Source organism: Nocardioidaceae bacterium (assembly GCA_018672315.1).
In the GTDB taxonomy this organism is placed as follows: Bacteria; Actinomycetota; Actinomycetes; order Propionibacteriales; family Nocardioidaceae; genus TYQ2.
In genome coordinates this window covers 2,207,589-2,227,971 of sequence record CP076053.1, presented here as the reverse complement: position 1 = coordinate 2,227,971, position 20,383 = coordinate 2,207,589, and the positions used below count along the sequence as shown (strand labels likewise).

At 71.8% G+C, this 20,383-nt stretch carries 17 protein-coding genes; 7 read left to right on the top strand and 10 right to left on the bottom strand.

The window, feature by feature from the left end; genetic code table 11:
- Nucleotides 1-27 precede the first annotated feature (27 nt).
- Both KLP28_10720 and KLP28_10715 read right to left on the bottom strand, forming a co-directional pair.
- On the bottom strand, nt 28-531 hold the full coding sequence (locus KLP28_10720; protein ID QWC84079.1) for a LytR C-terminal domain-containing protein: 504 nt from the start codon (nt 529-531) through the stop codon (nt 28-30).
- Nucleotides 532-607: 76 nt separating this feature from the next.
- Nucleotides 608-919 (bottom strand): DUF3263 domain-containing protein, encoded by a 312-nt coding sequence (locus KLP28_10715; GenBank protein QWC84078.1) that lies wholly within the window; start codon nt 917-919, stop codon nt 608-610.
- Between the two features lie 96 nt (nt 920-1,015).
- Here KLP28_10715 and KLP28_10710 point away from each other — a divergent pair, with 96 nt between their 5' ends.
- Genes KLP28_10710 through KLP28_10695 form a run of 4 tightly spaced genes read left to right on the top strand, consistent with a single transcriptional unit; the run spans nt 1,016 to nt 5,426 of the window.
- A complete protein-coding gene (locus KLP28_10710) occupies nt 1,016-2,530 on the top strand; it encodes a trehalose-6-phosphate synthase (GenBank protein ID QWC84077.1) in 1,515 nt (504 codons plus the stop codon).
- A 42-nt stretch (nt 2,531-2,572) separates the two neighbouring features.
- Complete coding sequence (locus tag KLP28_10705; protein QWC84076.1) at nt 2,573-3,805, top strand: alpha/beta fold hydrolase; 1,233 nt, start codon at nt 2,573-2,575, stop codon at nt 3,803-3,805.
- 20 nt (nt 3,806-3,825) lie between these two features.
- Entirely contained in the window at nt 3,826-4,737 is a 912-nt protein-coding gene (locus KLP28_10700) for an SGNH/GDSL hydrolase family protein (GenBank protein ID QWC84075.1), read from the top strand.
- Entirely contained in the window at nt 4,734-5,426 is a 693-nt protein-coding gene (locus tag KLP28_10695; GenBank protein ID QWC84074.1) for a uracil-DNA glycosylase, read from the top strand. Before KLP28_10700 ends, KLP28_10695 begins: the two co-directional genes overlap by 4 nt.
- Before the next feature lie 9 nt (nt 5,427-5,435).
- Here KLP28_10695 and ligD read toward each other — a convergent pair whose 3' ends face one another.
- Nucleotides 5,436-6,380, bottom strand: coding sequence for a non-homologous end-joining DNA ligase (gene ligD, locus KLP28_10690; GenBank protein QWC84073.1), 945 nt, complete (start codon nt 6,378-6,380; stop codon nt 5,436-5,438).
- Nucleotide 6,381: 1 nt separating this feature from the next.
- The gene (locus KLP28_10685) at nt 6,382-7,335 is read right to left on the bottom strand and encodes a DNA ligase (GenBank protein QWC86932.1); all 954 of its coding nucleotides are present in this window, start codon (nt 7,333-7,335) and stop codon (nt 6,382-6,384) included.
- Nucleotides 7,336-7,427: 92 nt separating this feature from the next.
- Here KLP28_10685 and KLP28_10680 point away from each other — a divergent pair, with 92 nt between their 5' ends.
- The gene (locus KLP28_10680; protein QWC84072.1) at nt 7,428-8,219 is read left to right on the top strand and encodes a Ku protein; all 792 of its coding nucleotides are present in this window, start codon (nt 7,428-7,430) and stop codon (nt 8,217-8,219) included.
- 15 nt (nt 8,220-8,234) lie between these two features.
- Here the strand turns inward: KLP28_10680 and KLP28_10675 are convergent, their stop codons facing one another.
- Genes KLP28_10675 through KLP28_10665 form a run of 3 tightly spaced genes read right to left on the bottom strand, consistent with a single transcriptional unit; the run spans nt 8,235 to nt 15,121 of the window.
- On the bottom strand, nt 8,235-9,122 hold the full coding sequence (locus KLP28_10675; protein ID QWC84071.1) for an SDR family NAD(P)-dependent oxidoreductase: 888 nt from the start codon (nt 9,120-9,122) through the stop codon (nt 8,235-8,237).
- Entirely contained in the window at nt 9,101-10,375 is a 1,275-nt protein-coding gene (locus KLP28_10670) for an ArgE/DapE family deacylase (GenBank protein QWC86931.1), read from the bottom strand. The genes KLP28_10675 and KLP28_10670 overlap by 22 nt, the downstream gene beginning before the upstream one ends.
- 60 nt (nt 10,376-10,435) lie before the next feature.
- A complete protein-coding gene (locus tag KLP28_10665; GenBank protein QWC86930.1) occupies nt 10,436-15,121 on the bottom strand; it encodes an NAD-glutamate dehydrogenase in 4,686 nt (1,561 codons plus the stop codon).
- Between the two features lie 433 nt (nt 15,122-15,554).
- On the opposite strand from KLP28_10665, the gene KLP28_10660 reads away from it, so the two are divergent.
- On the top strand, nt 15,555-16,031 hold the full coding sequence (locus tag KLP28_10660; GenBank protein ID QWC84070.1) for a DUF2505 domain-containing protein: 477 nt from the start codon (nt 15,555-15,557) through the stop codon (nt 16,029-16,031).
- Between the two features lie 75 nt (nt 16,032-16,106).
- Here KLP28_10660 and pruA read toward each other — a convergent pair whose 3' ends face one another.
- From pruA to KLP28_10645, 3 genes are read right to left on the bottom strand one after another with little or no spacing between them, the layout of a single operon-like run.
- On the bottom strand, nt 16,107-17,744 hold the full coding sequence (gene pruA / locus KLP28_10655; protein ID QWC84069.1) for an L-glutamate gamma-semialdehyde dehydrogenase: 1,638 nt from the start codon (nt 17,742-17,744) through the stop codon (nt 16,107-16,109).
- 41 nt (nt 17,745-17,785) lie between these two features.
- Complete coding sequence (locus KLP28_10650; GenBank protein QWC84068.1) at nt 17,786-18,262, bottom strand: hypothetical protein; 477 nt, start codon at nt 18,260-18,262, stop codon at nt 17,786-17,788.
- 16 nt (nt 18,263-18,278) lie between these two features.
- Nucleotides 18,279-19,742, bottom strand: a complete 1,464-nt coding sequence (locus tag KLP28_10645; protein QWC84067.1) for a wax ester/triacylglycerol synthase family O-acyltransferase — start codon at nt 19,740-19,742, stop codon at nt 18,279-18,281.
- A gap of 140 nt (nt 19,743-19,882) precedes the next feature.
- Here KLP28_10645 and KLP28_10640 point away from each other — a divergent pair, with 140 nt between their 5' ends.
- Entirely contained in the window at nt 19,883-20,356 is a 474-nt protein-coding gene (locus tag KLP28_10640) for a hypothetical protein (GenBank protein ID QWC84066.1), read from the top strand.
- Nucleotides 20,357-20,383: the final 27 nt, after the last annotated feature.

The following is a 20,383-nucleotide window of genomic DNA, read 5'->3' as shown; positions in this document are numbered from 1 at the left end:
AGGCTCAGACCTGCTCGAGCGACTCGCTCAGCCGGTGAGGATGACGGTGAGCCGGTCACCGCTCATCGGGTCGACCGCCGGCACCACCCGGTCGATGCCGAGGTCGGTGGCGAGCAGGTTCGCCTGCCGGCGCATCCCCGAGGGGTAGTAGACGGTGGTGTCGACGATCGTGCCGTACCAGTTGTCCACGGCCACGACGTTCCAGCCCACGCCCTGCGCACGCGACGCCGAGTCGGCGGCGAGCCCGACGATGCCGGTGTTGTTGTAGATCTCGACGTACTCCTCGGACCGCACGATCTTCGGCGGCTTCTTCTTGCTCAGCTGCTCGCCCGAGAGCACGCGTACGCCGGTGCTCTGCTCGTCCGACGGGTCCGCGACCTGCAGGTCCTGCGTCTGCCGGGGAGCCGACGGCGCCGCCGGCGCGACCGCCGCGGCCTGGTCCGCACCACCCGGCTCGGTCAGCACGAGGAGCGCGCCCGCGGCGAGGACGCCACCGGCTCCCAGCATCGCGATCGCCCCGGGGAGCACCACCCCTCGATCGCTGCGGCGAGCACCCCGCGGAGCCGACGGAAACGCTGTTCTGACAGACCACATGGCAGACCTCATCTCAGACCTCGAACCCGAGGCGGCGGGCCGAGCGCGCCCGCTGCCGTGCCGCGCGGAGGCGGCGGAGACGACGGACGAGCAGAGGATCGTGCTCGAGGGCGTCGGGACGGTCGATCAGCGCGTTGAGCACCTGGTAGTACCGCGTGCTCGACATGTCGAACATCTCGCGGACCGCCTGCTCCTTCGCGCCGTGGAACTTCCACCACTGCCGTTCGAAGTCCAGGATCCTGCGGTCGCGCTCACTCAGACCCGCCGCCTCACCGGACCGGTCCGGTGCCTGCTCGGCCCGCGCGGCTGCCTCGTCGGCCTCCATCGCGCCTCCTCCGTCTCACCTGTGCTCCGCCGTCTGCCCGGGCCGCACCACCTGTCCGGTGGACACACCCCGCCACCGACACGATAGGTCCCGCGAATGACAACGGTGTGGTTCGACGCGCGGAAGGCATACGGCGGTCACGGCGGGGTTACGGTGACGACCGTGAGCACGGACGACCCGAACGGCCTCGCCCGCATCGGTGGAGCACGCTCCGCCGACCTCGTCGTCGTGGCCAACCGACTGCCGGTCGACCGCGTCGTGCACGACGACGGCTCCGTGGACTGGCGCACCTCCCCCGGCGGTCTCGTGAGCGCCCTGATGCCGGTGATGCGGGAGAACGACGGCGCCTGGATCGGCTGGCCCGGCATCGCCGACGAGGAGGTCGAGCCGTTCCACGACGCCGGGCTCGACCTGGTGCCCGTGCGCCTGTCCGGCCAGGAGGTCGAGGAGTTCTACGAGGGCTTCTCCAACGCGACCCTGTGGCCGCTCTACCACGACCTCGTCGCCAAGCCGGAGTTCCACCGCGAGTGGTGGGACGCGTACGTCACGGTCAACCAGCGCTTCGCGGACCGCTGCGCCGAGGTCGTCGCCGACGGCGGCACGGTCTGGGTGCAGGACTACCAACTGCAGCTCGTGCCGCAGATGCTGCGGGAGTCCCGCCCCGATGTGACGATCGGCTTCTACCTGCACATCCCGTTCCCGCCGCCGGAGCTCTTCCAGCAGCTGCCGTGGCGGCGCCAGATCCTCGAGGGCCTCCTCGGGGCCGACCTCGTGGGCACCCAGCTGCCCGGCGGGGCCGCCAACTTCGTACGCCTCGTGCGCCAGCGCGTCGGCCACAAGACCCACCGCGACCGGGTCCACCTGCCCGACGGCCGGGTCGTCCGCGCCCAGGCGCTGCCGATCTCCATCGACTACGACGACTTCGTCGAGCTCGCCCGGGACGAGAAGGTCGAGCAGCGCAGCAAGGAGATCCGCGAGGCCCTCGGCAACCCCGGCACCGTGTTCCTGGGCGTCGACCGACTCGACTACACCAAAGGCATCTTCGCCCGGCTGCGCGCCTTCGCCGAGCTCGTCGAGGAGGGCCAGCTCGACGTGGAGGACGCCGTCTTCGTGCAGGTCGCCACGCCCTCGCGCGAGCGTGTGGAGGAGTACGTCGCGCTCAAGAACGAGATCAACCAGCTCGTCGGCATGGTGAACGGCGACCTCGGCAAGATCGGCAAGCCGGCGATCTCGTACCTGCACAACTCCTACCCGCGCGAGGAGCTGGCGGCGCTGTACCGCGCCGCCGACGTCATGGTCGTCACGCCGCTGCGCGACGGCATGAACCTCGTGGCCAAGGAGTACGTCGCGTGCCGCTACGACGACGACGGCGCGCTCGTGCTCAGCGAGTTCGCCGGGGCCGCCGACGAGCTGCGCCAGGCGTACCTGGTCAACCCGTACGACATCAACGGCATGAAGGCCGCGATGATGGAGGCCTCCTCGGCCGACCGCGACGACCGGCGTCGCCGCATGCGGGCGATGCGGCGCACGGTGGCCGACAACGACGTCGCGGCGTGGGCCTCGGCGTTCCTCGACCTGCTCGGGCAGGACCGCCCGGCCGGCAGCGACTGAGCCTCACCGCCGGCGGGGCCGATCCTGCGTACCATGCGCGGCATGGATCTGATCCCGAAGCCGGACCAGGTCGTCTCGGCGGCCAGCAACGTGGCGCACAAGCTGCTCTACGGCGGTCTGGCCGACACCCGGCCGATGCCGCGCACGCTGATCGACGACGGTCGGCTCCGGGAGGTCTACCACTACCGGCCGCAGTCGGGCGTACGCAGTGTCGGGGACCCCGTGCTGCTGGTGACTCCCCTGGCGGCGCCGTCGATCTGCTTCGACCTGCGTCGTGGCTGCTCACTCGTCGAGCACCTGGTCAAGGGCGGCCGCCCGACCTATCTGGTGGAGTACGGCGAGGTCGCCTTCAAGGACCGTGACCTCGGCATGGAGCACTGGGTCGACGAGGTCGTGCCCGCCGCGATCCGTGCGGTCCACAAGCACGCCGGTCGGCGACCGGTGCACCTGGTCGGCTGGTCCCTGGGCGGCATCTTCGCTGCCCTGGTCGCCGCGGAGGCCGAGGATCTCCCGATCGCGTCGCTGACCGTGGTGGGCTCACCGTTCGACGTCTCGCAGGTGCCGCTGATCGCCCCGCTGCGCCCGCTCATCGTCGCGGCGCGCGGGCGCGGCCCGGTGACCCCGCTCTACCGTCTGCTCGGCGGGGCACCCAAGCCGCTGGTCAAGAAGGCGTTCCAGCTCTCCAGCGTGCACAAGGTCATCACCAAGCCGCTCGCGCTGGCGCTCAACCTCGACGACCGCGAGTTCCTCGCGCAGATCGAGGCGGTGGACCGCTTCACCGACCACATGATCGCCTACCCCGGGCGCTCGTTCGGGCAGCTGTACCACCACTTCATCCGCGGCAACCAGCTCAAGCGAGGACGCATGCGCATCGGGGGGCGCAGCGTCGACGTCGCGGCGGTGACGGCGCCGACGCTGGTCTTCGCGGGCGGCAACGACTCGATCGCCCCCGTGCGGTCCGTACGCCACCTCGTGGACCTGCTGACCGGCGCGGCCGAGGTGCGCTTCGAGGTCGTGCCGGGTGGACACCTCGGCATGATCACCGGGCGTGAGTCGCGTTCGACCACGTGGGTCATCCTGGACGAGTGGCTCGACGCGCACCAGAGCGTGCAGAAGACGACCCCCGCCCAGCCGACGCCGGCCGAGCGGGTGGACCGGCGCACCGTCGCCAAGGCCCGTTCGACCGAGGTCGAGCCGATGCCCGACCGCGGCAAGATCGGCTCCAACCCGACCCGGCGCTACTCCTCCGCCGGGTCGCGGGGGTTGGCGCGCTGAAGGCCGCCGCGCTGGCTGGCGTGCTCGCGCTCGGCCTTGCCGGGTGCAGCGCCGGCGGTGGGACCGCCGAGCCGGGTGACCCCGGGACGTCCTCGGGCACCGCGACGACACAGACCGCGTCGCCGGAGCCCGCAGGCCCCCCGTCGCCGTTCGACGCCTACGCGGCGCTGGGCGACTCCTACACCGCCGCCCCCCTGACGCCGGGCACCGACCTGGCCGGTGGGTGCCTGCGGTCGACGCAGAACTACCCGGCGCTCCTGGCCGAGCAGCTCGGCGTACGCCTCGTCGACGTGTCGTGCTCGGGTGCGGACACCGACGACGTGACCGGTGAGCAGACCTTCGAGGTGCCGACGGGTGAGACCGTCGAGATCCCGCCGCAGGAGGAGGCCCTGACCGAGGAGACCGACCTGGTGACCATCGGGCTCGGCGGCAACGACGAGGGCATCTTCGGTCGCATCACGGGCGCCTGCGCCCGGGCCTCCGCGGAGGACTGCGAGGCCGCGCTGGACGACGGCGGTCTCGAGGACTCCTTCGCCACCGTGACCGAGAACCTCATCGATGTCGTCGAGCTCACGCGCGAGCAGGTCGCCGAGGACGCGGTCGTGGTGCTCGTCGGCTATCCCCGCCTGGCCCCTGAGTCGGGGACCTGCCCCGAGCTGCCGGTGCCCGAGGCAGCACTCGGTCGGCTGGACGACGCGGTGCGGGGCCTGAGCGACGCCGTGGAGGCCGCCGCCGAGCAGTCCGACGCGCTCTTCCTCGACCTCTACGAGCCGTCTGCCGACCACGACATCTGCGCCGAGGAGCCCTGGGTCAACGGCGTGGAGACCGTCCGCGGCGAGGCACTGGCCCTGCACCCCTTCGCCGTCGAGCAGCAGGCGGTGGCGGGACTGCTCGAGCCGCTCGTTCGCGACGCGGCGCGGGCGGGCTCATGACGGCGCCGGGCTCGCTCGACTCGCTCGTCGAGCGCGGACTGATGGCCGCCGACTGGGCCGAGGCGCTGGCTCCGGTGGGGCCCGACATCGCCCGCATGGGCGACTTCCTGCGCGCGGAGGTGGCGGCCGGCCGTGGCTACCAGCCGGCGGGCGAGCTGGTGCTGCGCGCCTTCGAGCGACCCCTCGCGGGCGTACGCGTGCTGCTGGTCGGCCAGGACCCCTACCCCACCCCCGGGGTGCCGGTGGGCCTGAGCTTCTCGGCGGCGCGCGGCACTCCGGTGCCGGCGAGCCTGCGCAACATCTACACCGAGCTCTCCGACGACCTCGGCGTCGCGCCTGCGCCCCACGGCGACCTGACCGCCTGGGCCGACCGGGGCGTGCTGCTGCTCAACCGGGTGCTGACGGTGCGGCCGGGTGAGGCGAACTCGCACCGCGGCAAGGGGTGGGAGGCCGTGACCGAGTGCGCCATCGACGCGCTGGCCGCTCGCGGCGGTCCGCTCGTCGGCCTGCTGTGGGGCAACCCGGCGCGATCGCTGCGGGCGCGGCTCGGCGACGTGCCGTGCGTGGAGTCCCCGCACCCCTCACCCCTGTCCGCGCACCGGGGGTTCTTCGGCTCGCGTCCGTTCAGCCAGGTGAACGCAGCGCTCGAGGCCCAGGGAGCGGACGCGATCGAATGGCGCGTCGTCTGAGGCCTCGGCTCACGGCAGGAGGGGCTCGCACAGGTCGCCGTAGGTCCCGACCCGCTCGAGCACCTCGCCCCACGTGCACTGGTCGAGCGCCATGACGTCCTCGGCGCCCTCCTCGATCTCCGCCCACGTGCGCGGCGCGGCGACGAGCGGACGGTCACGGCCACGCAGCGAGTACGGCGTGATCGTCGTCTTGGCCGCGGTGTTCTGCGACCAGTCGAGGAAGACCTTCTCCTTGCGCTTGGCCTTGGTCATCGTGGAGGTCACCAGGTCGCCCCGCTCCCGCTCCAGTGCTTGGGCCACCTGCTTCGCGAGGTCGCGCACGTCCGCGGACGTCCTCCTCTCGGTCCCGTCCGTCGGCGACGGGAGGGCGGCGTACAGGTGCAGACCCTTGGAGCCGCTCGTGACCGGCACGCAGTCGAGGTCGTGTTCCGCCAGCGCCTGCCGCACCATCAGGGCCACCTGGGCGCACTGGTGCAGGCCCGCCCCCGGTCCCGGGTCGAGGTCGACGACGAGGCGGTCCGGCGTACGCGGGGCGCCCACCCCGTCCGCATCGACGTCGACCCGCCACTGGTGCACGTGCAGCTCCAGGGATGCCAGGTTGACCAGGTAGGTGAGCGCCGCGAGCCCGTCGACCACCGGGTAGGTGACGGTCTCGCCGCCCTCCGTGCCGCTGCGGGAGCCGTGCCCGGTGATCTGCGCCCGGGCCAGCCACGACGGCGCACCGGTCGGCAGGTTCTTCTCGAAGAACGACCCCTCGGCGACCCCGTGGGGCCAGCGGATGCGCGTCACCGCCCGGTCGGCCAGGTGCGGCAGCAGCACGGGCGCGACCTGGGCGTAGTAGTGCAGCACCTCCCCCTTCGTCGTGCCCGTGCGCGGGTACAGCACCTTGTCGAGGTTGCTGATGACGAGGGTCCGGCCGTCGACGGCGACGCGCTGCTCGTGGCGGGCAGCCACGTCAGGCGCCCATGACGTCGTCGGGGGTGAGGTCGGGGCGTACGCGTTGGTGCGAGGGCTGCCGCAGCCGCCCGCCGCCGGTGAGACCCAGGGAGGCGATGTCGACGACGACCTCGGGGCGTACCCACGTCGCGACGTCGCCGTCGGTCGGCGGCACCTCGGTCGCGAAGGGCACCTCGTGGGTGGTCAACGGGAGCAGCAGGTCGAGCAGACGCCGTCCGGCGGCCCCGGCGAGGCCGGACCCGACCCGGCCGCGGTAGACCAGTCCCGCGGTCGAGGGCTCACCGACGAGCACCGCGCCGAGCCCGCGGCCGTCCTTCTCGGGCCGCCAGCCGCCGACGACGTACGAACGGGTCGGCCGGTGCGGGAACTTCAGCCACTCCTCGCTGCGGCGACCGGGACGGTAGGGCGAGGTGACCCGCTTGCTCACCACGCCCTCGAGGCCCTGCGCGGCGGTGGCGGTGTGGAGCACCTCGCCGTCGTCGTAGACCGGGGGCACCGAGAGTCGCGGCCAGCCGCCGTCGTCGAGCGCGGTGGCGGCGATGTCGTCGAGCATGCGGCGACGCTCGGCCCAGGGCCGTCCGATCAGGTCCTCGCCGTCGAGACGCAGCAGGTCGAAGGCGAGGTACGTCGTCGGGGCGGCCGCCGCGAGCCTCGCCGCCCGGCGCGCGTCGGTGACGTGGAAGCGGTCGGCCAGACCGGCGAACGACGGTCGGCCCTCGACCATCGCGACGACCTCGCCGTCGAGCAAAAGGTCGCGGCCGGCGAGGGCCCCGTCGACGACCCCGAGCTCGGGGAACGCCACGGTGACGTCGCGCTCGGTGCGGGTCGTGAGGCGGGGCGTACGCCGCTCGCGGGCGCCGGAGACGTCGACCAGGGCACGCATGCCGTCCCACTTCACCTCGTGCGCCCACCCCGGGTCGGTGGGTACGCGGGTGCCGGAGGTGGCAAGCATCGGTCGCACGGGTACATCCTGTCCTCAGGAGCCGTGACGTGCACGGCCTCGGCCGTCCACGGCGGCGGCGAGCGACAGGGAGGGGCCACACGGTGCGGGCGATCTGGAAGGGTGCGATCTCCTTCGGGCTGGTCTCGGTGCCCGTGAAGCTGTACGCCGCGACGTCGAGCCACGACGTGACGTTCCGCCAGGTGCACGCCGAGGACGGCGGCCGGGTGCGCTACAAGCGGGTGTGCGAGGTGGACGGCGAGGAGGTGGCGTACGCCGACATCGCCAAGGGCTACGAGACCGACGACGGCAAGATGGTGATCCTGACCGACGAGGACCTCGCCGAGCTGCCGGTCAGCTCCAGTCGGGAGATCTCGGTGGAGAAGTTCGTGCCGAGCGACCAGGTCGATCCGCTGTGGTTCGAGAAGTCCTACTACCTCGAGCCCGACAAGGCCGGCACGAAGGCGTACGCGCTGCTGCGCGAGGCGCTCGTCGACACCGACCGGGTGGCACTGGTGACGGTGTCGCTGCGGCAGCGCATGACGCTGGCGGTGCTCCGCGTGCGCGACGGGGTGATCGTGCTCCAGACGATGCTGTGGCCCGACGAGGTCCGGCAGCCCGACTTCGACGTCGAGCCGGCCGAGGAGGCGAAGGACCAGGAGAAGAAGATGGCCTCGCTCCTGGTCGAGACGTTGGCCGGGGACTTCGACGCCTCGGAGTACACCGACGACTACGAGGAGGCTCTCGAGGCGCTGGTGCAGGCCAAGCTCGAGGGCGGCGAGGTCACCGACGTGGCCACCCCGACCGAGAAGGAGGGCGGGGAGGTCGTCGACCTGCTCGCCGCGCTGCAGCGCTCGGTGGACGACGCGAAGGCGTCGCGCGGCGAGGCCTCCTGACCCCCTCCTGCCCTCTCAGCGGTCGCCGCGGGCGGCCTTGGAGTCGGGCAGCTGCCGGTCCACGGCGTTCCAGGACAGGTCCGAGACCCGGGGCGCGACCATCCCCGAGATCGCGCCCAGCGTGCCGAGCAGGGTGTTGACCTCCGGTGGGCGGTCCTCGCAGGCGCGGACCAGCATCCGCGCCGCGCCCTCCGGTGAGCGGGCCGGCCGGTTGTCGAAGGCGTCGGTCGGGGCGATCATCGGTGTGCGCACCAGGTCCAGGCGTACGTTCGTCACCGTCACGCCCTGGTGGCGCAGCTCGCGCGAGGCGATGCGACCGAACGCGTCGAGCGCCGCCTTCGCCGCGGTGTACGCCGCGAACTTCGGCGCCAGCCCCTGGACGCCCCAGGTGAGCACGTTGACGACGTGCCCGTCGCCACGCTCGATCATTGAGGGCAGCAATCCCATGGTGAGGCGTACGGGGCCGAAGTAGTTGATCGCCATCATGCGCTCGAAGTCGTGGAACCGGTCGAAGCTGAGCTCCAGCGACCGTCGGATGGACTTGCCCGCGTTGTTGACCAGCACGTCGACCCCGCCGGCCTCGAGCACCTCCGCGACGAGCGCGTCGACCTGCTCGAGGTCGGAGAGGTCGCACGTCGAGACACGGGCGGATCCCCCGGCCGCCTCGATCTCGGTCGCCACCCGCTGGAGCTCCTCGAGGCGGCGCGCGACCAGCCAGACCTCCGCGCCCTTCGCGGCGAGCTGCCTGGCGGTGGCCTCACCGACTCCCGAGGAGGCGCCGGTGACCAGGATCCGCTGTCCCTCGACCGGCGATCCGGCGACGTTCTTGAGTGGCTGCAGCGGTCCCAGCGGGATCGAGCGCAGCGCCCAGCCGAGCGGGTTCACGCCTCCACCACGCCGCACCGACGCAGCGCCAGCACGGTCAGCGCCCGGGCGACGGCGACGGTCTCCTCGACCGCCACGTGCTCGCCGGGTGCGTGCGCCTGGTTGAGGTCGCCGGGGCCGTAGTGCAGCGTCGGCACACCGCCGATGCCGGCGTACAGGCGCAGGTCGGAGCCGTACACCTCCGCGACCCGCGAGGGTGCCGCGAGACCGGCGTCGACGACCGCCGCCCGGGTCTCCTCGACCAGCGGGTGCTCGATCGAGAGCCGGCCCGAGGCGAACTGCCCACCGGGCCACGTCACGACGGGCCGGTGCTCGCGCAGCCAGTCGTGCTTGATGCTGACCTCGTTCACGGCGTCCTCGAAGGCGGTGCGTGCGATGCGAGGGTCCTCGTCGAGGCGGACGCCGTAGCGTCCCTCGGCCACCAGCCTGTCGGGCACCGAGCTGGACCAGTCACCGGCGTTGATCGTGCCGATGGAGATGGAGTAGGGCAGGTCGCGGTCCTCGAAGAGCGGGTCGCGGTCGAGGTTGCGCTCGGTCTCGAGGTCGCGCAGACGGTCGAAGATCGGCCAGAACGCCTCGATCGCGCTGACGCCCTGCTTCCGGAGCGACCCGTGCGCGGAAGCACCCACGACCTCGATGCGGAAGGTCAGCGCCCCCGCGTTGGCGATGATCAGTCGGCCGCGCGTCGGCTCGGTGATGACGCAGGTGTCGGCACGGTGACCGCGCCGCAGGGTCGCGAAGGTGCCGAGACCGCCGTCCTCCTCGCCGATCACCGAGTGCACCGCCAACGGCCGCTCCAGCCGGATGCCGGCGGCGGCGAGCGTACGGACCACCGCGACGTTGGCGGCCACCCCGGCCTTCATGTCGGCGGTGCCGCGACCGTGGACGGCGCCGTCGAAGACCTCACCGGAGAACGGGTCCTGCCCCAGCCAGGCCTCGGGGTCGCCGACGGGGACCACGTCGACGTGACCGTTCAGCGCGAGGGCGGGGGCGTCGTCCGGGGCTCCGCCCACGACCCCGACGACGCCCTTGGCGGCCTCGCGCTCGACCTCGGCGCCGGGGAACCACGGGTCGGAGGTGATCTGCGGCAGGTCGATGTCCCAGGCGTCGACGCGAGCGCCCGCCTCGGCGAGCAGGCCGGCCATGTCGTCCTGCACCTCGACCTCGGCGCGGGTGCCGGAGACCGAGGGACGCCGGACGAGCCCCGTGAGGTCGTCGATCAGCCGGTCGGGGTCCAGGTGGTCGAGGACCCGACGTTCCAGGTCGGACAGCGGTGCGGTGCTCACCCGCTCACCGTAACGACGATCCCGCGTACGCGGCCCGCCGGTCGGTCACGAGAGCAGCGACCGCAGCGCCCGCACGGCCACCGACATGCGTGCCAGGTCCACCTCGTCGTCGTCGCTGACCGCGGTGAGCAGCTCCACGGTGCGCTCGACGCCGTCGCCGGTCTCCTCCGACCAGCTCTGCACCCGCTTCGCGGGCTCCTCGCCCGGCTCGGTCGCGGCCAGCACCTGGGCGGTCAGCTCCGCGGCGACGTCGTCGAGGTCGTCGAAGAGCGCGGAGCGCGCCATCGTCTCCCACCGGTCGTCGGTGGGCAGCTGCTCGGCCTTCTCGATCACCCTGGTGAGGCCCAGGCACTCGCTGAGCGTGAAGTGCACGCGGGCGGCGTCGACCTGGTCGGCGTCGTCGCGCAGCGCGGTCTCGACGATCCCCAGCAGGGCGCTGGAGGGCTCCAGCAGCGCCACCGCCCGAGCGAGGTCCTCGGGCACACCGCCCTCGTCGTAGCGGGCGAGCTTCTCCTCGTACGCAGCCTGCTCGGTCTCCCCGAACAGGTCGGTGAGCTGCTCCAGCAGCTCCCGGACCGGGGTCGTGAAGCGGTCGGCGACCTCACTCCCGTCGAGCGGGGTGCGCCGGTTGGTCAGCAGCCAGCGCGAGGAGATCTCCAGCAGCTGCCTCACCTCGCCGCGCAGCTCGTTCTGGATCTCGGCGGGCACCTCGTTGTCGAGGTGGCTGACGCGTTGCACCAGCTCGGGCGTGCCGAAGACCTGCCGCGCGACCAGGTGGGCGCGCACGATGTCGACACCCGCGGACCCGGTCTCGGTGCGCAACCGGTGGTAGTAGGTGATGCCGGCGTGGTTGACGAAGTTGTTCGTCACCATCGTCGCCACGAGCATCCTCCGCAGCGGGTGGTCGTCGAAGCGGTCGGCGAACTTCTCCCGCATCGCGGTCGGGAAGTACTCCTCGAGCTGGTGGGAGAAGAACTCCTCGTCCGGCAGCTCGGAGTCCAGCAACGCGTCGAGCACCGCGATCTTGGTGTAGGCGAGCAGCACGCACAGCTCCGGCGTGGTCAGCCCCTCGCCGTTCGCCTGCCGCGTACGCATCTCCTTGCGGCTGGGCAGGAACTCCAGCTCCCGGTCGAGCAGGTCGTCGGCCTCGAGGGTGCGGATCCAGTCCTCCTGGACGTGCAGCAGCGAGGGGGAGGCGAGCACGGCGTTGGCGAGCGCGGTGTTCTGCTCGTAGTTGTCGGCCAGCACGAGCATCGCGACCTCGTCGGTCATCGACTCCAGCAGCCGGTTGCGCTGCTTGCGGGTCAGGTCGCCGTCCTTGACGACCCGGTCGAGGAGGATCTTGATGTTGACCTCCCGGTCGGAGGTGTCCACCCCGCCGGAGTTGTCGATGAAGTCGGTGTTGACGCGGCCACCCGCGCGGGCGAACTCCACGCGGCCGAGCTGGGTGAGGCCCAGGTTGCCGCCCTCCCCCACGACCTTGACGCGCAGGTCGGCGCCGTCGACGCGGATCTGGTCGTTGGCCTTGTCGCCGACGTCGGCGTGGGACTCGGTGGACGCCTTGACGTAGGTGCCGATCCCGCCGTTCCACAGCAGGTCGACCGGTGCGAGCAGGATGGCGTGGATCAGCTCCGCGGGTGTCATCTCGGCGACGTCGTCGTCGATGCCGAGGGCCGTCCTCACCTGAGGCGTCAGCTCGATCCGCTTCGCCTGCCGCGAGTGCACGCCGCCGCCCTCGCTGATGACCGACTCGTCGTAGTCGGCCCAGCTGGACCGGTCGGCCTCGAAGAGCCGCTTGCGCTCCTCGTACGACGCCGCCGTGTCCGGGTCGGGGTCCACGAAGATGTCGCGGTGGTCGAACGCGGCCACGAGCCGGATGTGCTCGGACAGCAGCATGCCGTTGCCGAAGACGTCGCCGCTCATGTCGCCGACGCCGATGACGGTGAACTCCTCGCGCTGCACGTCGACGTCCATCTCGCGGAAGTGACGCTGCACCGAGACCCAGGCGCCCTTGGCGGTGATGCCCATCGCCTTGTGGTCATAACCCTCGGAACCCCCGGAGGCGAAGGCGTCGCCGAGCCAGAAGTCGTAGTCGGCGCTGATGGAGTTGGCGAGGTCGGAGAACGTCGCCGTGCCCTTGTCGGCGGCCACGACCATGTAGGTGTCGTCGTCGTCGTGACGGACCACGCGGGCCGGCGGCACGACCTCCCCGTCGACGAGGTTGTCGGTGAGGTCGAGCAGACCGGAGATGAAGGTCGCGTACGCCGCCCTGCCCTCGGCCTGGAACGCCTCGCGGTCCTCGGCGGGGTCCGGCAGCTGCTTGGCGAAGAACCCACCCTTGGCGCCGGTCGGCACGATGACGGCGTTCTTCACCATCTGCGCCTTGACCAGGCCGAGCACCTCGGTGCGGAAGTCGTCGCGCCGGTCGCTCCAGCGCAGTCCGCCGCGGGCCGTCGCGCCGAAGCGCAGGTGCACTCCCTCGACCTGCGGGGAGCACACGAAGATCTCGTACGCGGGCCGCGGCTGCGGCAGGTCCGGGATCGCCCCGGGATCGAGCTTGAGCGAGAGGTAGTCGTGGTGCTCGGCCGACCCGGTGCCCCCGTCACGGGGCCCGGCGGCCTGGTAGTGGTTCGTACGCAGCGTGGCCTCGAGCATCGTCAGGAACGACCGGAAGATCCGGTCGTGGTCGAGGCTCGCCACGGCCTCGAGGTCGGACTCGATCTCGGCGCGGATGTCGGACTGAGCCGCCTCCCGATCCCCGTCGAAGTCGGGGTCGAAGCGCGCCTCGAAGAGGCCCACGAGCCCGCTGGTGATCCTCGGGGCGGAGGCGAGCGTCTCGGCGACGTAGTCCTGGCTGAAGGGTGTGCCCGCCTGCTGCAGGTACTTGCCGTACGCCCGCAGCACGACGACCTCGCGCCAGTCCAGCCCCGCGGCCAGCACGAGGGTGTTGTAGGAGTCGGACTCGGCCCGCCCCTCCCACACCGCCAGCAGCGCCTCGGCGATGCGGTCGCGCTCCCCGGAGGGCACCGGCTCCGGCGTACGCAGGCCGAAGTCGTAGACGTGGGTCGGCACGCCCAGGCCCTCGAAGGGGAACGGGTGCTCGTCCACCACCTCGGCACCGAGGTCGGTGAGCACCGGCAGCACGTTCGACAGCGTCAGCGGGGTGCCGCGGCGGTAGAGCTTCAGCCGGATCTCCCCGGGGCGGGAGTCCACACGCTCGAAGAGCCGCAGGCTCAGGTCCTCCTCGCCCTCCAGCGCCTCGAGGCGACCCACGTCGACCGCGGCGGTGCGCGCCACGTAGTGGTCCTCGTAGGAGTCCGGGACGGCCGGGGCGTACTTCTTGGCGAGCTCGGCGCCGCGCTCCTCGCCGAACTCGTCGTCGAGGGCGGTGAGGAAGTCGTCGCGCCAGGAGCGGGCGACCTCCTTCAGGCGACGCTCGAGGTCCTCGTGGTCGTAGGTCGGGAGCCCCTCGTCGCGCGGAGGTCGCACGACGATGTGCAACCGGGCGAGGAACGACTCGTTCACGCGGGCGGTGTACTCCACCGACTCACCGCGCAGCTGCTCCTTGAGGATCGCCGTGACCTTCTCGCGCACCGCCGTGGTGTAGCGGTCGCGGGGCAGGTAGACCAGGCAGGAGAGGTAGCGGGCGTACCGGTCGGAGCGGATGAACAGCCGCACCTGACGCCGCTCGCGGTTGCGCATCACCGCCGTGGCGGTCGGCGCGAGCTCGTCGACGGGTGTGGTGAGCAGCTCCTCGCGCGGGTAGTTCTCGAGCACGTCCATCAGGGCCTTGCCGGTGTGGCTGACCCTGTCGACGTCGGCGATCTCGAAGATCTGCTCGACCTTGCGTCGCACGACCGGGATGCGGGTGATCGTCTCGGTGTAGACCGTCGAGGAGTAGAGCCCGAGGAACCGCCACTCACCGACGACACGGCCGTCCTCGTCGACCCGCTTGACACCCACGTAGTCCAGGTGCGCCGGGCGGTGGACGGTCGCCTTGGAGTTGGCCTTGGCCAGCACCAGCACGGTCGGTTCGACCGCCTGGTCGGCGACCTCGGCGGGCAACCGCGACGGGGTGGGCTCCTGTCCCTCAGCGGCGCGCAGGATGCCGAGACCGGTCTCGAGCTGCGGGCACAGCGCCCGGGTGGAGCCCTGGTCCTCGGCGTCGTCGGGAAGGTCCTCGGCCTCGAGCTCGACGAGGTCGTAGCACCGGAACCCGAGGAAGGTGAAGTGGTCGTCGGCCAGCCACTGCAGCAGGGCGATGGACTCGTCGAGGTCGTCGTCGAGGTGGTCGACCACACCGTCCTCGCGGCGGGCCTCGAGCTGCTCGACGATCTCGCCGACCCGGTCCTGCATGGCGCGCCAGTCCTCGACCGCGGCGCGGTTGTCGGCGAGCGACTTGGTCACGGACTCCTCGAGCGCCCGCAGGTCGGCGGCGTCGGACTCGCGGTCGACCTCGACGTGCATCCAGGCCTCGCGCAGCACTCCCTCGGCGCCGGTGTCGCCGCTGCGGTCGGAGTCCTCGCCGAGCACCTCGAGCAGGCCGCCGTGCTCGTCACGGCGTACGAGCACCTGGGGGTGCAGCACGGTGTGGATCTCGGTGCCGAGGTTCGACACCGCCATCGTCACCGAGTCCACGAGGAAGGGCATGTCGTCGGTGACGACCTCGAGCACCGAGTGACCCGAGGCCGACCATCCCTCCGAGGACTCCGTCGGGGTGAGCACCCGCACAGCCGGGGTGCCCGGCCGTCGGGTCTGGGCCAGGCCGGCGTGGCTGAACGCGGCACCGAAGCAGTCGCGGGGGGTGCGGTCGAGCACGTCCTCGGGGGGCGCCTGGCGGAAGTACGCGCGCACCAGCGCCTCGGGGTCCACGCCACCGTCGACACCGAGGCCCGAGGACGACTCGGCCGCCTCGGCGGCGGCCTTGTCGAGCGTCTCCTGCATCCGGGCGTGCTGGCTGGGGCTCACGGGGATCCTCTCCTCGGCGGTCTGCCGCACGCTGTCCTCGCGCTCGGCCTGTGCGACTCGCTGTGTCGGGCGTCTCACTGTGACCTTCCCGGTCATCGCGGCCTGACGCAACATGCGGCCGGTTGCTGCGCCGTGGCGTACGTCGCGCCATGATGTGCCGCGGACCGTCCACGTCGCCGGCACTGAAGGAGCCCCGATGCGCTACGAGCACACCATGACCTACGAGGCCTCTGCGGAGCAGGTCTTCGAGATGCTGAAGTCCGAGGAGTTCCGGGAGAAGGTCTGCTCCGAACTGCGTCAGACGCAGTCCTGGGACGTCGACGTCACGCCGAAGGGCGAGGGCATGGACGTCCGCATCGAGCAGGTGCAGGAGACCAAGGGCGTCCCCAGCGCCGCGAAGAAGTTCATCGGCGACACCACCACGATCGTGCAGACCGAGCACTGGACCTCACCGCGGGCGGCCGACCTGGGCGTCGAGATCCCCGGCAAGCCCGGCTCGGTCAAGGGCACCATCAGCCTCGACGAGCACAACGGCACCACCACCGAGACCGTGTCGGTCGACATCAAGGTCTCCGTGCCGCTGATCGGCGGCAAGCTCGAGAAGCTCATCGCCGACCTGCTCTCGGCCGCCATGCGGACCGAGGAGAAGGTCGGCAAGCAATGGCTCGCCTGAGCTGACCCGCTCGGCAGGGGGTGCGTGAAGCCCTCGACGCGCCACGACGCGTGGAGGGCTTCACGCAGCCGTCGGTCAGCCCATGTGGGGGTAGCGGTAGTCCCTCGGCGGCACGAACGTCTCCTTGATCGACCGCGTCAGCGTCCAGCGCTGCAGGTTCTGCGGTGCCCCCGCCTTGTCGTTGGTGCCCGAGGCGCGGGCGCCACCGAACGGCTGCTGCCCGACGACCGCGCCGGTGGGCTTGTCGTTGATGTAGAAGTTGCCCGCCGCGTAGCGCAGCCGGTGCATGACGTCCTGGGCCGCGTAGCGGTCCTGGCTGATGACGCAGCCGGTGAGGGCGTAGGCGGAGACCGACTCCATCTGCTCCAGCGTCGCGTCGTAGGTCCCCTCGACCGCGTCGTCGTAGACGTGCACGGCGAGGATCGGCCCGAAGTACTCGACGTGGAAGATCTCGTCGCTCGGGTCGTCGCACAGCAGCAGGGTCGGCCGCACGAAGTAGCCCACCGAGTCGTCGTACGTGCCGCCGGCCAGCACCTCGATGTGGTCCGCCGCCTGTGCACGGTCGATGGCCGCCTTGTGCTTGGCGAAGGCCCGGTCGTCGATGACCGCGCCCATGAAGTTGCCGAAGTCGGTCGGGTCGCCCTGCTGGATCGACTCGATGTCGGCGACCAGGTCGTCCTTCAGGTGCTCCCACACCGAGGCGGGCACGTACGCACGGGAGGCCGCCGAGCACTTCTGACCGGCGAACTCGTACGCCCCGCGCACCATCGCGGTGCGCAGCACGTCGACGTCGGCCGAGGGGTGGGCCCAGATGAAGTCCTTGCCGCCGGTCTCGCCGACCATTCGCGGGTAGGTCTTGTAGCCGGCGATGTTCTCCCCGACGGTCTTCCACAGGTGCTGGAAGGTCGGGGTGGAGCCGGTGAAGTGGATGCCCGCGAGGTCGGGGTGGGTGAGCGCGACGTCGGAGACGTCGAGACCGTCGCCGGGCAGCAGGTTGATGACGCCCGGGGGCAGGCCGGCCTCCTCGAGCAGCTCCATCAGCAGGTGCGCGGCGACCTGCTGGGTCGGGGACGGCTTCCAGAGCACCACGTTGCCCATCAGCGCCGGCGCGGTCGGCAGGTTGCCCGCGATGGCGGTGAAGTTGAAGGGGGTGATGGCGTAGACGAAACCCTCCAGCGGGCGGTGGTCCATGCGGTTCCACACACCGGCGGAGTTGGCCGGCGGCTGCTCGGCGAGCAGGTCCCGACCGAACTGCACGTTGAAGCGCCAGAAGTCGATGAGCTCGCAGGCGGCGTCGATCTCGGCCTGGAACGCCGACTTGCCCTGGCCCAGCATCGTGGCGGCGTTCAGCTTCTGTCGCCACGGACCCGCGAGCAGGTCGGCGGCCTTGAGGATGACCGCGGCGCGGGCCTCGTACGGGGTGTCGCGCCACGCCGGCGCCGCGGCCAGCGCCGCCTCGATGGCGTCGGTCGCGTCCTGGCCCGACGCCATCCGGCCGGTGCCGAGCACGTGGGCGTGGTCATGGGGCTGCACCACGGTGAACTCCGCCCCGCCGCCGGTCCGCTTCTCGCCACCGATCGTGCAGGTCAGGTCGAGGTGGGTGCTCTCCTGGCGTACGAGCTCGACCTCCAGCTCGGCACGCTCGGGCGAGCCGGGCGCGTAGTGCAGGTTCGGCTCGTTGACGGGGGTGGGCACGTCGGCGTAGGCGTCCATCCGCCCACCCTGGCACGGATTCGGCCGAGGGCTCAAAGCCCTCAGGTCAGCAGGTCGTCGAGCTCCTGCACGCCGAACCAGCCGAGCTCGTGGTCCAGGCACGCCTCCGCGAGCCGGTCCGCGTCGGGTGAGCCCGTGGCGTACGCCTGCCGCGCTGCTCGGACGGCGGGCGCGGCGTCCGGCAGGTCGGCGTGGATCGCGGCGGCGCGCTTCCAGGCCGGGGGGAACTCGAGGCGTACGAGGGTCGGGTCGTCGGGGTCCCCCGCGTCGGTGGCACCGCGGGCGTCGACGACGAGCACGAGACGTCGTGCGCCGTCGTCCGAGAGTTCGAGCGAGGCCTGTGCCGCGGTGGTGAGTGCGGCCCAGGCGAGCTCCTCCTCGTCGGCTCCTGGCATCGCCGCGGCGAGCGCCGACGTCACCGCGTGGGCCGAGATCACCTCGAGGTCTCCCGTGTTCCGCGCGGCGCGCAGCAGTGCGCGAGTGGCAGGCACGTACAGGCGGGCCGCGTCCTCGCTCACGAGAGCTCACCTGGGCTCATGAGGGCTCGTCGTCCGTACGCCGCGGCCGCCGCCGCGACAGCCCCCGCGGCGCCCGCGCTCCCAGGTCGGAGGCGGAGTCCACGAGCTCCTCGAGCGCCTCGGCGATGCACGCGGCGAGCACGTCGACGTCGGGGATCGCGTCGCGGTCGGCGGTGAGGCCGTAGAAGACGTGACCGTCGTAGGAGGTCACCCCGATGGCCAGGGCCGAGCGCGGCTGCAGCGGCGGCACCGGGTAGGTGGAGAGCATCTGCGAACCCGCGGCGTACAGCGGGAACTGCGGCCCCGGCACGTTGGTGATCACCAGGTCGATCTCGCGGCGGCGGTGGTCCAGCGCCACGCGGGTGCCGAGCGCGTGGAAGGTCGTGGGCGCGAAGCCGGCGATGCCCGCCAGCCGGTTCGCGGCCACCGACTTGCCGGTCTCCTTGTGGGCGGTGAGCGCGTAGGACACCTGGTGCAGGCGGACGACCGCGCTGCTCTCGCCGATGGGCAGCTTCAGCTCGTGACCCGCGACCTGGGCGCCCAACGAGGTGGGGGCGAGGTCGTCGTCCTGCACCGACATCGGCACCATCGCGTGCAGGTGGGCGTGCGCGGCCAGCGACTCACCCCGGGTCATCAGCCAGGCGCGGATGCCGCCGGTGACGGTGGCGAGGATGACGTCGTTGACGGTGCCGCCGTGCACCTCGCGGATGCGCCGGTAGTCCTCCAGGTCGGTCGCCAGCGTCGCCAGGCGACGCTGCTCGGAGGGCCGGACCGACAGGATCGACTCGGTCGAGGTGTCACCACCGGGGGCGACGGCACGCGCGAGGCGCGCCACGGGTCCGAGCCGGCGGGCGGCGCGCCGACCGACCGCGTCGGCGGAGGCGCGGACGGCCTCCACGGCCTGCTCGGGCCGGGCGAGGTTGTCGCGGACCGCGCCGATCAGCAGACCGGGGGCGCGGGGCTCGGAGCGGGGCACCCAGTCCTCGGCGACCATCTCGCGCCTGTCGGGGGTGGAGTCGAGCAGCACCTGGGCCAGGTCGACGGTGTCGGAGCCGTCGACGAGCAGCTGGTGGGACTTGGTGAACATCGCGACGCGGCCCCGCTGCAGGCCCTCGATGACGTACACCTCCCACAGGGGACGGGAGGCGTCGAGCCGACGGCTCATGATGCGGCCGACCAGGTCGCGCAGCTGGTCGTCGTCGCCGGGGGACGGCAGGGCGGAGCGGCGTACGTGGTAGCTGAGGTCGAAGGTCTCGTCCTCCACCCAGACCGGGGTGCCGAGACCGCCGGGCACCGTACGCAGCCTCTTGCGGTAGCGGGGCACGAACGCGAGCCGGTCCTCGACCAGGGCGCGCAGGCGGTCGTAGTCGAAGCCCGACTCCCCGGGCTCGAGAATCTCCAGCGTCGCGTTGTGCATGGGCGTCTGCGGGGTCTCCAGCGCGAGCAGGGAGAGATCCGCAGCGCTCAGGCGTGAGGCCATGACTGTCTCCCGGGACTCGTGGGCACCTCTGGCACCGTAGACACTGCTTCAGACATTGCATCGGACCTGACCGCACCGGTCGGGGCGCGGGTCATTCTGGCACGCGCCACGTGCCGGTCCCCCACCCCACGGAGCCTTCCTTGCGCCTCTCCCGTCGCCCCGCAGCCCTCGTCACCACCGTCGTCGCGCTCGCCGCGATGATGTCCGCCTGCGGGGAGGGTGACGGCCCCGACAGCCCCAGTGCCGTGGACAACCCGACGGTCCAGGCGACGACGAGCGACTCGGACCTCGCCGAGGAGACGACCGCCAGCGACGACCCGGCCGAGGAGGAGGCTCTCGACGAGGCCTTCGAGGCGCCCGTGCTGACGGTGCAGGTGCGCGACGACCGCGTCCGCCCCAACTCCGCCGAGCTCGACCTGAAGCGCGGCAGCGAGCTGACGATCCGGGTGGACACCGACCGGGCGATCGAGCTGCACGTGCACTCCAGCCCCGAGCAGTACCTGGACTTCGAGCCAGGCCGGTCCTCGCAGACGGTGACCTTCGAGCGCGCCGGCGTGGTGGAGATCGAGGAGCACGAGTCGGGTCAGGTGCTCGCGCAGGTCACCGTGGAGTGACCGGCCCCCGGGTCGGGTGACGGAGGC

Coding starts and splice junctions, on each gene's coding strand:
- pruA (QWC84069.1), bottom strand. CDS start 17,744: ATGGACGCCTACGCCGACGTGCCCACCCCCGTCAACGAGCCGAACCTG.
- KLP28_10685 (QWC86932.1), bottom strand. CDS start 7,335: ATGCTTGCCACCTCCGGCACCCGCGTACCCACCGACCCGGGGTGGGCG.
- KLP28_10695 (QWC84074.1), top strand. CDS start 4,734: ATGACGGCGCCGGGCTCGCTCGACTCGCTCGTCGAGCGCGGACTGATG.
- KLP28_10660 (QWC84070.1), top strand. CDS start 15,555: ATGCGCTACGAGCACACCATGACCTACGAGGCCTCTGCGGAGCAGGTC.
- KLP28_10645 (QWC84067.1), bottom strand. CDS start 19,742: ATGGCCTCACGCCTGAGCGCTGCGGATCTCTCCCTGCTCGCGCTGGAG.
- KLP28_10705 (QWC84076.1), top strand. CDS start 2,573: ATGGATCTGATCCCGAAGCCGGACCAGGTCGTCTCGGCGGCCAGCAAC.
- KLP28_10710 (QWC84077.1), top strand. CDS start 1,016: ATGACAACGGTGTGGTTCGACGCGCGGAAGGCATACGGCGGTCACGGC.
- KLP28_10715 (QWC84078.1), bottom strand. CDS start 919: ATGGAGGCCGACGAGGCAGCCGCGCGGGCCGAGCAGGCACCGGACCGG.